This is a genomic window from Streptomyces sp. NPDC048479 (genome assembly GCF_040651435.1).
Lineage (GTDB): Bacteria > Actinomycetota > Actinomycetes > Streptomycetales > Streptomycetaceae > Streptomyces.
Genome location: NZ_JBEZKA010000016.1, coordinates 1 through 14,613, shown reverse-complemented (window position 1 = coordinate 14,613; position 14,613 = coordinate 1). Strand labels below are relative to the sequence as shown.

Below are 14,613 nucleotides of genomic sequence, written 5' to 3'. Positions count from 1 at the left end.
CGGACCCGGGTGCGGAAAGGTAGGCGATGCGACCCGCGAAGACGCGGGTCTGGCCGCCCAGGCCAAGATCAGGCCTTCTTGGTCTCCAACTAACGGGGCGAGTCGGCGACCTGCAGCGATCATTGCTGTGGGGCGCTGACCTGGCCTCTTAGCGATTACTGGCGACGGGCTGCGACGGTCACGAGCGAGTGTCCTGCGGACTGCGTGCGGACTGGTCGACAATCCGAAGCACGACGCATGGGCAACGCCGTCGTGACCCGCGCTCGCCACGCTGCCCTGATCGGGGCAGCGTGGCGTGTTGGTCTCTTGGGTGGGTCAGTGGATTGCGGTGATGTTGGTGCTCCAGCTTGCGGCGCCTACGAGGGTGGGGGTGCGGTGGGTGGTGGGTCCTCCGGGGTAGAAGAGGAGGCAGCCGGTGGGGCAGGTGGTGGTCGCGGCGGTTCCGCTGGCGGTGACGTAGCTGACTACGAGGTCGGGGTCGGCGTCGGTGGTGGCCCAGATGTCGCCGTAGTGTTCGCCGGTCTTGGGCTGGAACTGGCGGTAAGTGACCGGGTTGGTGGGATCGTCGGGGTCGGTGTAAGTGTTGATAGTCACGGCGCCTTGGGCGTTGCCCGCGGAGGCCAGCTGGGGGCGGTTGGTGAGGTTCCAGCCCTGGCCTGCGTAGCTGGTGCGGGTGGTGAGGGCGTAGACGCCGCTGGTGATCTTCCCGGGGTAGAGGTACAGGGTTGAGGCGGCGGGGTCTCGGGTGACGATGTCCATGATGCCGTCGTCGTTCTGGTCGCCGACGGCGAGGACGTTGAGGTTCTGCCAGCCCGCGCTGCCGATCTTGGTGCGGTTGGTGAGGTCGAAGGGTTCGGTCTGGTCGGTGGTGCCGTCGGCGAGGGTATTGCCGGTGTAGAGCCACAGTTCGGCGTTGGCGCAGTAGCTGTTGGCGCCGATGTCAGTGGTGCATTCGATGGTGATCAGGTCGTTGCCGCCAGCGTGACCTGCGGTGTTGTTCTTGTCGATGTCACCGGGAGTGAGGATCTGGCGGGTCCGGCGCCAGTCGGTGCCGCTGTTGAGGTCGGCGTGGACGAGTTCGGTGCGGGACCAGGTCCAAGGGGTGCCCAGGCCATTGCCGGGGTAAAGATAGAGTTTGCCGTCGCGCAGCCGGGCGATCGTGTCCTCGTAGCCGTCCGGTGCGGCGGTGGTGCCGGTGAAGCCGGCGAGGTCGCCGCCGTGGGCGACCAGGGAGTAGTCCCAACCGCCGGTCCCGACCATCTGCGCGGATGCGATGGCGCCGGTACCGTCGCCGGCGTAGAGCAGGAGTTGCTTGTTGCTGTCGGTGGCGAACAGGTCAGGGTAGCCGTCGCCGGTGAGGTCGCCGTGCAGGTCCTTTCGGGCGAGGCCGGTGGCGGGGTTCTGCCCGGGCGCGTAGACGAAGTCCGCCTTGGTGGTGGCCAGAATCGTGGTCTCGACGCCGTTGTCCAGCGGGGAGTGGTTGCCGGCCTTGTCGTAGGCCAGGACGTGCAGCGCGGTGTTGGGGTAGCCGGTGGGGATGACATCGATGGTGGCAGTGGTGGCGCCGGAGGCGACGGGGACCCAGTTGGCCGCGTGGCAGCGCTCACTGGAGACGGAGATGGGGTGGTCGGCGGCCCAGCAGAACCCGGCCAGGTCGGTGGCGGGGTTGGAGACCTTGAAGCGGACCGTCTTGCGGGCCGGGTACTTCACGGTGGGATCGCCGGCCGGAGTGCCGTCGGTGCGAGTGATGGTGACCTTGGCGGTAGGGCCTTGGCGGTCGACGTTGAAGGCGCAATCTGCGGTGTAGGGGCTGTAGGTGGTCTCGCCGTCCTTGGCGCGTACCTTCCACTTGTAGCTGCCGGACACGAGGCTCGCGGCGGAGACGCTGGCGGTGGCGGTCTTGCCGCTGGAGACGGCGGCGCCGTTGGTGACGGGTACGGCGGCGCCGGTGGTGGCGTTGGTGACCGAGAACTGCGGGGTGATGGTGCCGCCGTCCTTGTCCGTGAGCTTGGCGGTCAGCGCCAGGCCGCTGTTGCCGATGATGCCGCCGCAGGGCACCAGCTTGTTCTCCTCCGCACTGGGCACCCAACTTCCTTCATAGGCTGCCTGGTTGGCCACAGTGGGCAGGAAGTTGTAGGTGACCTCCAGGACGGGGTCGTTCTCGAAGCGCTTGAAGCTGTTGACGCTGCCCTCGTGGGTGTCGGCGGCTCGCAGCCCCAGCGTCAGGTTGCTCCAGCCGCCATCGGCGGCCTGCTGGACGGCGCCGGTCAGCGCGGCGCTCTTGAAGTCGTGGCCCAGCACACCCGGACAGTAGGTCGCGTTGCCGCCGGCGAAGGAGTCGGCGTCGAGTTTCGTGGTCCACCAGCCGTTGTTGGTGTTCCAGGAGGGCGTGGTGGTCAGGGAGTTGGTGCTCCACAGTTCGGTGGGTCCGGCGTCGGAGGCGCTGCAGCCCCAGGAGTGGGTCTCGCGCACCGCGAAGGTGGCGTCGAGGATGTCAGCGCCACCCAGGCCGCCGGTGTTCATCTGGAAGAACGACCGGGTGCGGCCGTCGCCGTTGTTGCCGACCCGCGGCTCATCGGCGGGGTTGGAGGAGTTCCAGCCCGAACCGTTGGGGAAGGTCCCGGATGGCTCGGCGGAGTAGACCACCGCCCACTTTTCCCGAGAACCGCCGGAGAAGATCGGGTCGACGATGAGCGGGAACTGGTCGGCGTCGGCCAGCAGTTCGGCATCGGGCGTCAAGGTGAGAGTGTTCCCGGTGACGTCGGCGGCCACCGGCGCCGACGCCGGGGCTTCCCCGTCCACGGCGTCGGCGGCCAGCGCCCTGGCCGGGGACGGCGCAGGTTTGGCACCGGTGCCGTCAGCCTGGGTTGGGGGCTGCTCCCACATCTTGGGCTTCGGCGCCCTGAAGATGACGTTGCCCGCCGCGTCCTTGGCGAGGAGGTTGTCCCCGGCGTCGTCGTCCAGGCTCACCCCCTGTGCGGTGATGCCGAGTCGGATGCTCTTCAGTGCCGGGTTGGCGGCCGCCTGCGGGGTGTGGATGATCAGGTGCTGGGCGAAGCCGTCCACCTCTGCGATCAGCTTCAAGTCAACTTCTGGTAGTACCGACTTGTAGGTCGCGGTGTTGCCCGCCAGGGTCGGCTCCGGCAGCGTGGTAGGCCAACTCAGCGCAAGTTTGATGTCGTTCTTGGCCATGGCGGCCATGGGGGCACTGCCGCCTCCGGAGAAGGTGATGCCGAAGACTGGCGCGGCCGGGCCCACCGTGCCATCGGGGTGGCGGACCAGCGTGTCGTCGGCCTTCTGCCACTGGCGCTCGTACCGGGTCCAGACGGGGGCGGCGTACTGGCGGCGCGTGGTGGTGCCGTCCGGGTTGGCGAAGACCTCCCGGCTCTCCTCTCGCTGGTCCACAATCTCCACGCGCTGCCCCGACTCGACGGCCAGCTTGAACGCCTTCAGCTCCGAACTTGCCATGGGCGGAGTCGAGTTCGATCTGCCATCGCTCGCGGCGGCGGCGGTGGGGAGAGTGAGTGCGGTGGCCGCGGCCAGGGGAATGCCCAAGGCCATCGCGGTGGCTATTGGGCGTCTGAGGCCACTGGCCCAGAATCTGCGGTGTTCCATCGGGACCTCTCGTGGGTCGCCCTGAAGGCGAGCTTGAACTGCGCAGATTATGCGACACCTCCCGCGTTCCATACGGCGCACCGAAACTGGATCTGCGGAACAGCACCTGTGCGAAGGATCCCAATTCAGAGTGGGGCCAGACAAGGCTGATCAGCTCAACTGGTGACGTCTGACGTGCGTTTCGAAGCGTTTGGCGGCCGACGGGCTCGGCCCAGTTGAAACTGTTGTCTCAAACCCTTGCGGGGATCTGTCCCGCCTCGCTTAGATGTGCAAGCTATTCGCGATTGATCTTGTTGGGGTGGGGATACATGTCGTTGCGCCGGGCGTTCGCCGTGCCGTTTTCTCGTCGAAGAACCCGCCTTTCTCAGCGGGGCAGTGCGCGGACGTCTGTGGTGGGGGCGACCTCCGCCGCGCTGATGGTGTCCCTGCTGACCTCGCCCGTCTGGGCGGCCGCAAGCGACTACCGGGTACGGGCCATACCCAAGACCACCTCGGTCGAGGGCACCGACCTCGCCCCGCGCAAGCGGCCGGTGACGCCGTCGTCGAAACCCTGGAAGCCGGCCCCGGTGACCTGGCCCCAGCCCGGCCGCACAGAAGTGGACCTGACGACAGCCGCCGCCACCGCCGGAAGCAAGCAGCGCGCCGGGAGCCTGCCCGTCAAGGTCGGCGCTTCGGTCGGTAAGACCCTCGCGGGCACTGCCCCAACAAAACTCGGAGTGAAACTACTCGACCGCACGGCCGCGCGGCGCGCCGGGGTTGAGGGGCTGCTCCTGCAGGTCCAGCGCACCGACGGCGAGCGCGGTGCGAGCGGTGCCCGCATCGAGGTCGACTACTCCAGCATTCGCGACGCCTACGGCGCCGGCTGGTCCTCCCGCCTGCACTTGGCCACCCTGCCCGGCTGCGCCCTGACCACCCCCGACAAGCCGGCCTGCCGCACAGCGACTGCGCTGCCCACCACCAACGACACCAACCGCAACACCCTGAGCGGTACCGCTCCGCTGCCCGCGGCGGCCAGGACGTCCACCCTCGCAGCCTCCGACGGTCCGCCGGTGCTGCTCGCGGCGACCGCCGCGGCGAGCGGCGGCGAGGGTTCGTTCGCAGCGACCTCGCTGGCGCCGTCCGGATCGTGGTCGGCGGGCGGCAACTCCGGCGGCTTCGCCTGGAATGTGCCGCTCAGTGTCCCTTCTGCCCCGGGTGGCCTGGCGCCGAAGGTGGCGCTGAACTACAACTCCTCCGCCGTGGATGGTCGTACCGCGTCCACCAACAACCAGTCGACGTGGATCGGTGAGGGCTGGGAGTTCTCCCCCGGCTATGTCGAACGGACGTACGCCTCGTGTGAGAACGACAAGCAGGGTGGCAACAACACCGAGAAGGTCGGTGACCTGTGCTGGAAGTCGGACAACGCCACCCTGTCGCTCAACGGCTCCTCCAACCAGGTCGTCTGGGACGCCAATGGCAACACCGGCCGGCTGTCCGGCGATGACGGCTCGCGGGTGGAGCGCCTCTACGACACGGAGGCCAACAACTCAGGGGATGCGGACCGCGAGTACTTCAAGGTCACCACGCAGACCGGCACCCAGTACTTCTTCGGCAAGAACCGGCTGCCCGGCTGGGCCAGTGGTAACGCCGAGACGAACTCGGTGTTCACCGTTCCGGTCTACGGCAACCACGCCGGCGAGCAGGGTCATGCCGCAGACTTCGCCTCCTCGGCCGAGATCCAGGGCTGGCGGTGGAACCTCGACTACGTCGTCGATCCGCACGGCAACGCGATGGCGCTGTACTACGCGAAGGAGGGCGGGTACTACGCGCAGAACAACAAGATCGACGCCTCGCAACCCTACGATCGCGGCGGCTACCTCACCAAGATCGACTACGGGCTGCGGGCAGGCGCCGTCTACAGCGCGGCGAACCCGGCCAGCAGGGTCACTTTTACCTCCATCGACCGTTGCCTGTCCGACTGCACCTTCGACGAGGCCCACGCCACCAGCTGGCCCGACACCCCCGTCGACCTGAACTGCACCAGCAGCACCCAGTGCCTGCAGACGGGGCCGGTGTTCTGGTCCCGCAAGCGGCTGAGCTCGATCAACACGTACTCGCTGGTCGGCACCACGATGCAGCCGGTCGACACGTGGAATCTGGTCCAGTCTTTCCCGGCCACCGGGGACACCTCCTCGCCGTCGATGTGGCTGGACTCAATCCAGCGCACAGCGAAGGCCGGGGCACTCGCCGACATCACACTCCCCAAGACGACGTTCACCGGTGAGCTGCGGGCGAATCGGGTGGATGCGGCGGAGGGCCGACCGCCGCTGAACAAGAAGCGCCTCACCGAGATCACCAATGAGACCGGCGGCCAGACGCTGGTCACCTACAGCGCCGCCGAGTGCACCACCAGCAACCTGCCCACCCCGGACACCAACGCCAAGCGGTGCTATCCATCCTGGTGGACACCCGAGGGCGCGGTGGACCCGGTCAAGGACTTCTTCCACAAGTACCTGGTGACGCAGGTCGTGGAGGACGACACCACGTTCGGCACCGGCTCCGCCTCCAAGATCACCTCGTATGAGTACGCCGACGGCCCGAAGTGGCGGCGCGACACAGGCGAGTTCACGCTGGACAAGCACCGCACCTGGTCCGAGTTCCGGGGCTATGGCACCGTGCGCACCTTTGTCGGGGCCACGAACCGCACCAAGTCTGAGACGGCGTACTTCACGGGCATGGCCGGCGACACCCTGGCCGACGGCTCTGCCCGCCCCGTCCCCACCATTAACGGGATCCCCGACCGAGACGACTTCTCCGGGCGCGCGGCACAGTCGCGCACCTTCGACAAGGACGGCCCCGGCGGCAAGGTCGTCGCGAAGGCGACTTTCACCCCCTGGCAGTCCGGCGCCACCGCCACCCAGACGGTGACCGGCATCACCGACCCCGACAAGCCCAACGATCCCGGCCCGGCGCTGCCGGCCAAGACGGCCCACTACTCCGGCACTGCCACCGAGGCCGCCGCCACGTTGCAGGATGACGACACCACCTGGCGGACCCTGACCACCACCCGCACCTACGACGCCACCTACGGGCTGCTCATTTCCGAAGGCGACGACGGCGCCGGCACGGTCGAAGCGAAGTGCGCCCGCACCTCCTATGTCACCCCCGACACCGCCAACTGGCTGATCGGCTATCCCTCCCAGGTCACCACGACCAACCACCAGCCGTGCTCTGGCGCGTATGCCACCACCGCGGTCACCGGCTCCGCCCGCACTTCCTACGATCTGCAGGCCGTCGGAACCGCGCCGAAGGTCGGGCAGGCGAACGAGACCAAGACTGAGCAGGCTGCCAAGACGGACACCGGCGGGGCCCTGGTGTGGGAGACCACCGCCCAGAGCACCTACGACACGCTCGGCCGGGTCAAGACTGTCAAGGGCCAGGACGGCCAGACCACGACCACCGACTACGTTCCCACCAGCGGCGCACAGCCCACCAAGGTCACCGTCACCAACCCCAAGGGCTACGCGACGAGCAGCGAGTTCGACGGTCTGCGCGGTCTGATCCTGAAGGCCACTGACGAGGCCAACGGCCGCACCACCACCACCGCGTATGACGCGGCCGGCCGCCTGGTCAAGGGTTGGCGGGCCGGGCGGGCCACCACCCTGAGCCCCAATGTCGACATTACCTACACTCTCTCGTCGACCGCTCCGTCCGCCGTTACTACCAAGACCCTGTACGAGAACGGCACTTGGGGCACCGGCATCGCTCTCTATGACTCGTTGCTACGCGCGCGTCAGTCGCAGAGCGACGCCATCGGCACAGCTGGTCGTGTCGTCATTGACACCTTCTACGACGATCACGGCCGCGCGTACCGCACCAACGCTCCCTTCTACAACGCGAGCGCCGCCTCGACCACCGCGCTGGTGGTGACCGACAACCAGGTCCCCAGCGCTTCGCTCACCGAGTACGACGGCCGCGGCCGCCCTACCGCTGCGATCACCCTGTCCCTCAACGTCGAGAAGTGGCGCACCACCAACACCTACGGCGCCACCTGGAGCGCCAGCGTGCCGCCCATCGGCGGTACCGCCACCCTGGGCGTGAGCGATGTGCGCGGCCGATTGGTCGAGCAGCGGGACTACAAGGACCGCACGCCCCTGATCGGCGATGCGGCCACGGGGTACGAGAAGACCACCCGGTCCTATGATGCGGCCGGGAATCTGAACAAGGTCACAGACACCTCCGGGCGCAACGCCTGGACCTACACCTACGACCTGCGCGGCCGAAAGATCCAGAGCACGGACCCGGACGCGGGCACCACCATCACCGGCTATGGCACTGACGGGCGCGTGCAGACCAGCACCGACGCCAGAGGCGTCACGCTGGCCACCACCTACGATGTGCTCGGCCGCACCACCAGCCTGCGCAAGGACTCGGTCACCGGCACCAAGCTCGCCGAATGGACCTACGACACCGCACCCGGCGGTAAGGGCCTGCCCGCCACCTCGGTACGCTACGACACCACCGTCTCCCCCAACCCCGCCTACTCCACCGAGGCCACCGGCTACGACAGTGCCGGGGAGGTCACCGGCACGAGGGTGAGCGTGCCATCGGTGGTCGGGGAGGAGAAGCTCGCCGGCACCTACACGCTGGCCGGCACCTCGACGGCGGTGAACGGCCTGCCGCTGACCACGACCTACAGCACCGGCAACAGCAACGCCACCACCGCATTGCCCGCCGAGACCGTCACCGCTCACTACGGAGCCCAGGACCAGCTGGCGATCGTCGACGGCACGCTGTCTCAGGTGTACCTGCGCGGCGCCGGCTACACCCCGTTCGGGGAGCTGGCCCAGGCATCTTTGGGCAACAGCGGCGCCCAGGTCATCCAGACCAACACCTACGACGCAGTGACCCGCCGACCAGATCGCTCCATCGTGGACCGGGAGAGCACCGGCCCGGCGACCCTGTCGAACATCCAGTACAGCTACGACCCGGCGGGGAACATCACCCGCATCCGCGACGACCAGAACGACGGCACCATCCTCGACGACCAGTGCTTCAGCTACGACTGGGCACGACGGTTGTCCGAAGCCTGGACCACCGGCGACGGCTGCACCACCAAGCCCGTGGACGGCACCGGAACCCCCGCGCTGGGCTCCGTCGATCCGTACTGGACCAGCTGGACCTTCACCGACACCGGTCAGCGCGCGAGCGAAACCCAGCACAAGGCCGGGTCCATTTCCGCGGACACCACCCGCACTCACACCTACCCCACCACCACGGGCGCCGCCCAGGCCCACGGCGTGCGCTCCGTCATCGCCACCGGCGGGACCACCGGCACCACCAACTACACCTACGACAACACCGGCAACCAGCTCACCAAAACCCCCTCCACCGGCGCCGCCCAGACCCTCACCTGGAACGACGAAGGCAAACTGGCCACCTCCACCCTCTCCGGCGCCACCACCAAGTTCCTCTACGACGCCGAAGGCACCCGCCTCCTCCGCCGCGACCCGAACGCGACCACCCTGTACCTGCCGGGCGGCCAGGAACTGGTCCTGAACAAGTCCACCCAGACCGTGGCCGGCACCCGCTACTACAGCGTGCCCGGGGGTTCCGCGGTGCGCACCAGCAGCGATGGCAAGGTCCGGCTGCTGGTAGCCGACCACCACAACACCAACCAGCTGTCGATCAGCGCCACTACGCTTGCTGCAAACCGCCGCAAGTCGATGCCCTACGGCGGCGCCCGTGGTACAGCTCCGGCGTTCTGGCCAGGTCAGAAGGGCTTCGTCGGCGGCGACATCGACCCCACCACCGGCTTCACGCATATAGGCGCCCGAGAATACGACCCCTCGATCGGGCAATTCATTTCCGTCGATCCCCTCCTCAGTCTTGAGCAGCCCCAAAGCCTGAACGGCTACAGCTACGCCAACAACAACCCCACAACCGCCTCTGACCCCAGTGGTCTGGAGAGTTGCTATCCCAACTACTGCGCCGGAAGCAACGGCACATACGGCGACTACAAAGAAGAGAACGATCCGGCATCCGCACAGAACGGCGGAGTCGACCACGATGCGGAGCGTCAGCAGAAAGCAGTTGATGAATGGGTCGACCAGAACACCCCAGACACCAACGAACCGCAGAGGCTTCTCAAGCGCTGGGACACCAACGGTAGGCAGCCGAACCAGTCCGGCGAGTACTGGCAACCCACGGTCAACGGCGCCGAGGATGGCAGCGGAGGCGTGCTCTGCTACGGCCGTCTCGGCTGCGAGAAGGCTGCCGACTATCTGGAGGAGACGGGGGATGTAGCAGGCGCCAAACGCGTCGCGGCCTTGTACTGCGTTGAGCACGCGAGTGAGTGCAATAGGGACGCCAAAATTCGTGGCGCCGTCGAAGCCGCCTATCACCTTGTCCAAGACGTCGTCGTCGCGCTCGAAGGTCTCAAAACAGGACGCCCTCCGACCGGAAACTGCTTCCTGGCCGGCACAGACGTGCTGATGGCTGACGGCAGCACCAAGAACATCGAAGACATCAAGGTCGGCGAGAAGGTCATCGCAACAGACCCGGAAACGGGTCAGACGAAAGCCCAAGAGGTAACCGCGACCTTCGTCACCGAAGGCAAGAAGAACCTCGTCGATCTGAAGATCGAAACAAAAGATGGCATCGACTCGCTCACCGCGACCGAAGGGCACCCGTTCTGGGTGGCCTCCAAGCATGCTTGGATCGATGCTGGTGACCTCAAGACGGGCATGACCCTACGCACCGATGTCGGTGCCACTGTCACCGTGAAGGAAATTCACTCCTTCACCAAACACGTGCCCACCTACAACCTCACGGTTGCCGGTTTCCACACGTACTATGTGCTGGCGGGTGAAACTCCCGTACTCGTTCACAACACCGACTGTGGTCCTGAGTTTTCCATCGATGAGGGGCAGTTCGGAAAGAAGTGGGGCAAGCATGCACAGGACTATGGCCTGAACCCGGGCGATGCCTCTGCCCGTCAGGGATTCCGTGACAAAATCGCAGGGGTTCGCGGGTCGCATGACGAAGTGCGTCAAGGCCCATGGAATCCGAAGAATGGCGGCGGGAACGACTATTTCTTCTACCGTAGAGGGAACGATCTTCTAGTAACGAAGGGTGATGGCCAGTTCGTCACCATGTTCCCTATGAGTAAGCCAAACGGCTGGTTCCAGCAAGCTACTCCCTACTCATGCGGGTGTAAGAAATGACAGAGCGAAACGCGCCTAGCCTGCGAGCCGGGCAGCGGGTGCGGGCTGCGCTTGTCGTCAAGTATCTAGAGGATGACGTCGAGGGTGCCGCATCCGCCGAGGCCGTGGAATTCCTGTTGGAGGCGCACCCTTCCATCCTTTTGTCTTGCGGCACGGACTGGACTTTGAAGGTCTCGGAAGGCCGATGGCCGGTATTGCCCGCATGGTGCTGGCCCGTCGAGTCGTGGGCTTTCGAGGAGGTAGATCAGATCGGAAGCCCTGGATTCGACAGAATCATCTCGACTTCGGATATTCGTAATTCCGTAGGTGAGGTGTGTGGCATCCTTCTAGAGTTCCCTGAGGCGTGGGTAACCGTTAGATCAGGTGAAGCGCTGACGTGGAGTACCTCCCGCAAGGACGGCCGATAACGCCAGGAAAAGTGAAGCCCCGTCAAGGGCGGCGGTTTCTAGGGATCGTCGCAACATGTGATCGGTTGTGTTAGGCGGCGAGTAGTCTATGCAGGCGCTCGGCTGGGGTTTCCCAGTCGAGCGTTTTGCGTGGGCGGCCGTTGAGTTCGGCGGCGGCCAGTTGCTCGCGGGTATGGACGGACAGGTCGGTTCCCTTGGGGAAGCGGGCTTGCGCATAGGTGAGTTGCTCGGCCTCAAGGTCTCGGACGTCGACTTCAAGCGCGGCACCATCCGCGTCGAGCGCCAGCGCCTGCAGTCCGGCCTGATCGGCCCGCCGAAGACCGGAAAGTCCCGGCGCACGGTCCCCGTCGGCGAGGTCGTCACCGACGCGCTCCTCGCGCTCCTCGCGCATCTCGCCGCACGGCCCTCGAAGGAGTGGCTGTTCACCATGGAGGAGGGCGAACCGCTCAACTACCGCCGCTGGAAGACCGAATGGAACTGCGCCCGCCGCGAACTCCAAACGGCGGAGAGCAAGAACCCGAGCGCGAGGGCCGCGAGCCCGGCGAGCTGCCGCACATGGTGACCCACGACCTGCGCCACTTCTACGCCTCCGCACTCATCGCCGGCGGGGCAGGCGTCAAGCAGGTTCAGCTGGTCCTCGGCCACGCGTCCGCGGTCATCACCCTGCGGATCTATCCCCACTTGTGCCCGGGGGGAAGAAGACCGCACCCGGTCCGTCATCGACGCCGTTCTCGGCGGCTTGCGGACCAGGTGCGGACAGGTAAGCGACGCGACCCGCGAAAGTGCGGGTCAGGCCGCCCAGGCCAAGATCAGGCCTTCTTCGTCTCCCAGAAGATCTTGTCGATCTGGGCGATGTAGTCCAGCGCCTTCTGGCCCGTTGCCGGGTCCGTCGAGGCCTTCGCGGTCGACAGCGCCTTCAGGGCGTCGTTGACCAGCTGGTGCAGCTCCGGGTACTTCTCGAAGTGCGGGGGCTTGAAGTAGTCGCTCCACAGCACCGAGACGTGGTGCTTGGCGAGCTCCGCGCGCTGCTCCTTGATGACCGTGGCGCGGGCCCGGAAGTGCGGGTCCTCGTTGGCCTGGTACTTCTCCTGGACGGCCTTGACCGACTCGGCCTCGATGCGGGCCTGGGCCGGGTCGTATACACCGCAGGGGAGGTCGCAGTGGGCGCTGACCTTCACCTTGGGGGCAAACAGGCGGGAGAGCATTGAGCTGTCCTTCCTCGTGATCGTCTTCTCAGGTGGGACATTACTCCGTGAGAGACGCGTTTTCGCGGGTGCCCCCTAGGGCTTAGGACAAAAGTCCAGGGTCAGTATGGGACCGGTGGCCGAACATACCGTGGGACTCGGAGGTGGCGGGATGACTGAGCAGGGGCGGGAGCCGAGAGCGCCATTCGGGGTCGCCGAAGTGATGGGTCCTTCCATGTACCCGACGCTGAAGCACGGCGATCAACTGCTGGTGCACTACGGCGCGGAGGTGAAGGCCGGCGACGTCGCCGTGCTGCGCCATCCGCTGCAACAGGATCTGCTCATCGTCAAGCGGCTCGTCGAGCGGCGCGAGGAGGGCTGGTGGGTGCTCGGGGACAATCCGGGGGCGGAGGGGGACAGCCGGCTGTTCGGCACAGTGCCCCACGAGTTGCTGCTGGGGCGGGTGCGCGGCAGATACCGGCCGCTGCCCGAGGATCAGCGGTCGGTTCGCGGGGTCGTCTCCTGGGTGGCGTCGTCGCTGCGGCTCGTGCTCGCGGACCGTTCCGTCTCGAGACGTTTGCGGGCGCGGTAGGCAGCCACGTTGGCGCGGGTCGCACAGCGGTCCGAGCAGTAGCGGCGTGAGCGGTTGGTCGAGGTGTCGAGGTAGGCGTTGCGGCACGGTGCTGCCTCGCAGAGGCCGAGCCGGTCGACGCCGTACTCCGTGAGATGGAACGCGAGGCCCATCGCGGCGATCGCGGCGTACCCCGCCGTCGCATTGGACGGGTGGTCGGCCAGGTGCATGTGCCACTTCGGGCGGCCGTCCTCGTTGCGGAAGTCGTGGCCCGAGATCTGCGGGTTCACCGGGAACTCCAGCAGCAGTGAGTTGAGCAGGTCGACCGCCTGGGTCTCGTCGCCGGAGTCGGCCGCGGTGAAGACCGCGCGCAGGCGGCCCCGTACGGACCGGAAACGGGTGACATCCGCGTCGGTGGCGCGGCGCGCGGCCTGGGAAGACTCGCCGAAGAGCTCGCGAATGGACTCGACCGAGGTGAGGGAGTCCTTGTTGCGAGCCGGCTCCTCGGTGTTGACCAGGCGCACGGCATAGTCCGAGTAATAGGCCAGTTCCACTTGTAGTCCTTACCGCGGCGTTCTAGTGTCGACGTAACAGCTGATGATGCTTCGAGGGTATTACGGACGGGAGGGTTCCGGTGGCGGAGACGGTGGCAGGGACGGGTACGGGGACCGACTGGCGGGCCTGGCAGGAGAGCTGGGACCGGCAGCAGGAGTGGTACATGCCCGACCGCGAGGAGCGGTTCCGGGTGATGCTGGACATGGTCGAGGACCTGGTGGGCCCCGAGCCGAGGGTGCTGGATCTCGCTTGCGGTACGGGAAGTATCACGGACCGGCTGCTCAAGCGGTTCCCGACGGCCACCAGTACGGGGGTGGATCTGGACCCCGCCCTGTTGACCATCGCGGAGGGGTACTTCGACGGCGACGAGCGCATCACCTTCGTCACCGCCGACCTGAAGGACCCCGAGTGGGTGAGCAAGCTGCCGTACGACCAGTACGACGCCGTGCTCACCGCCACCGCCCTCCACTGGCTGCACAACGAGCCGCTGACCGCGCTGTACGGGCAGATCGCGGGGCTCGTGCGGGACGGCGGTGTCTTCATGAACGCCGACCACATGATCGACAGCACCACTCCGCGCATCAACGCCGCCGAGCGGGCACGCCGGCACGCCCACATGGAGCGGGCCAAGGCCGCCGGTGCGCTCGACTGGTCCGGATGGTGGGCCCTGGCCGCCGAGGACCCCGTACTCGCCGGGCCGACCGCCGAGCGTTACGAGATCTACGGCGAGCACGCCGACGGGGACATGCCGTCCCCGCACTGGCACGCCGAGACGCTGCGCACGGCCGGATTCGGCGAGGCCCGCGCCGTGTGGGCCTCGCCCTCCGACACGCTGCTGCTGGCTGTGAAGTAGCTTCCGGACAACGCGAGAGGGGCGGTACGGACATCACGTCCGTACCGCCCCTCTCGCGTTGCTACAGAACCTTCGAGAGGAAGGACTTGGTGCGGTCGTGCTGGGGGTTGGTCAGTACGTCGCGGGGATGGCCGGATTCGACCACGACGCCGTCGTCCATGAAGACCAGGGCGTCGCCGACCTCGCGGGCGAAGCCCATCTCGTGGGTGACGACGATCATGGT

6 protein-coding genes and 3 pseudogenes are annotated in these 14,613 nt (G+C 66.8%); 4 read left to right on the top strand and 5 right to left on the bottom strand.

Features of this window, described 5'->3' with window-relative positions; translation table 11 throughout:
* Window positions 1–315 precede the first annotated feature (315 nt).
* Window positions 316–3,468, bottom strand: coding sequence for a hypothetical protein (locus AB0D12_RS23970; protein WP_362686390.1), 3,153 nt, complete (start codon window positions 3,466–3,468; stop codon window positions 316–318).
* A gap of 362 nt (window positions 3,469–3,830) precedes the next feature.
* Here AB0D12_RS23970 and AB0D12_RS23965 point away from each other — a divergent pair, with 362 nt between their 5' ends.
* Entirely contained in the window at window positions 3,831–10,820 is a 6,990-nt protein-coding gene (locus tag AB0D12_RS23965) for a polymorphic toxin-type HINT domain-containing protein (RefSeq protein WP_362686388.1), read from the top strand.
* A gap of 477 nt (window positions 10,821–11,297) precedes the next feature.
* Here AB0D12_RS23965 and AB0D12_RS23960 read toward each other — a convergent pair.
* A pseudogene (locus AB0D12_RS23960) lies at window positions 11,298–11,429 on the bottom strand (IS30 family transposase); the annotation flags it as partial.
* On the opposite strand from AB0D12_RS23960, the pseudogene AB0D12_RS23955 reads away from it, so the two are divergent.
* Window positions 11,430–12,026 (top strand): annotated as a pseudogene (locus AB0D12_RS23955) (site-specific integrase); the annotation flags it as partial.
* Between the two features lie 10 nt (window positions 12,027–12,036).
* On the opposite strand, the gene sodN reads toward AB0D12_RS23955, so the two are convergent.
* Window positions 12,037–12,432 carry a superoxide dismutase, Ni gene (gene sodN, locus AB0D12_RS23950; protein ID WP_108152448.1) on the bottom strand — a complete coding sequence of 132 codons (396 nt, stop codon included), beginning with the start codon at window positions 12,430–12,432 and terminating at the stop codon, window positions 12,037–12,039.
* 151 nt (window positions 12,433–12,583) lie between these two features.
* Between sodN and sodX the strand changes: the two genes are divergently transcribed.
* Window positions 12,584–13,003: a nickel-type superoxide dismutase maturation protease gene (sodX, locus tag AB0D12_RS23945; RefSeq protein WP_362686385.1), complete on the top strand. Its 420-nt coding sequence runs from the start codon at window positions 12,584–12,586 to the stop codon at window positions 13,001–13,003.
* On the opposite strand, the gene AB0D12_RS23940 is transcribed toward sodX, so the two are convergent.
* Window positions 12,907–13,536 carry a CGNR zinc finger domain-containing protein gene (locus AB0D12_RS23940; RefSeq protein ID WP_362686382.1) on the bottom strand — a complete coding sequence of 210 codons (630 nt, stop codon included), beginning with the start codon at window positions 13,534–13,536 and terminating at the stop codon, window positions 12,907–12,909. The genes sodX and AB0D12_RS23940 overlap by 97 nt on opposite strands.
* A 164-nt stretch (window positions 13,537–13,700) precedes the next feature.
* Here AB0D12_RS23940 and AB0D12_RS23935 point away from each other — a divergent pair, with 164 nt between their 5' ends.
* A complete protein-coding gene (locus tag AB0D12_RS23935) occupies window positions 13,701–14,390 on the top strand; it encodes a class I SAM-dependent methyltransferase (protein WP_362686826.1) in 690 nt (229 codons plus the stop codon).
* A 61-nt stretch (window positions 14,391–14,451) separates the two neighbouring features.
* Here AB0D12_RS23935 and AB0D12_RS23930 read toward each other — a convergent pair.
* Window positions 14,452–14,613: pseudogene (locus AB0D12_RS23930) on the bottom strand (ectoine/hydroxyectoine ABC transporter ATP-binding protein EhuA); the annotation flags it as partial.

What these genes read in the sequence shown, in the direction of transcription:
- AB0D12_RS23935 (WP_362686826.1), top strand. Translation starts at nt 13,701, where the DNA reads ATGCCCGACCGCGAGGAGCGGTTCCGGGTGATGCTGGACATGGTCGAG.
- sodN (WP_108152448.1), bottom strand. Translation starts at nt 12,432, where the DNA reads ATGCTCTCCCGCCTGTTTGCCCCCAAGGTGAAGGTCAGCGCCCACTGC.
- sodX (WP_362686385.1), top strand. Translation starts at nt 12,584, where the DNA reads ATGACTGAGCAGGGGCGGGAGCCGAGAGCGCCATTCGGGGTCGCCGAA.
- AB0D12_RS23970 (WP_362686390.1), bottom strand. Translation starts at nt 3,468, where the DNA reads ATGGCAAGTTCGGAGCTGAAGGCGTTCAAGCTGGCCGTCGAGTCGGGG.